General features: G+C 64.7%; 1 protein-coding gene. It reads left to right on the top strand.

Features of this window, described 5'->3' with window-relative positions; genetic code table 11:
• Positions 1 to 363, top strand: a 363-nt coding sequence (locus tag RZR99_RS33175) for an IS6 family transposase (RefSeq protein ID WP_323123873.1), incomplete at both ends; no start/stop codon positions are given.

Genomic DNA, 363 nt, shown 5'->3' on the forward strand with positions numbered 1-363 from the left:
GCGACGACATTCGGTCTGTCGATCGCAAAGCGGATTCGCTCGACGGCGACGGGGCGCGATGACAGGTGGCATCTGGACGAAGTGGTCGTGACGATCAACGGCCGCAAGCACTGGCTGTGGCGGGCCGTCGATCAGCACGGCGCGGTGCTCGAGGTGCTGGTGCAGCGCCGCCGCGACACGACAGGAGCCAAACGGTTAATGCGCAAGTTGCTCAGGCGCCATGGCTGTCCGCGCGTGATGGTGACGGACAAGCTGCGCAGCTACGCGGCAGCGAACAACGCCCTGGGTCTGAACGTTGAGCATCGGCAGCACAAGGGATTGAACAACCGGGCGGAAAATTCGCACCAGCCGACCCGAGTGCGC

The sequence above is a fragment of the Burkholderia alba genome (assembly GCF_034721475.1).
Classification (GTDB): domain Bacteria; phylum Pseudomonadota; class Gammaproteobacteria; order Burkholderiales; family Burkholderiaceae; genus Burkholderia; species Burkholderia alba.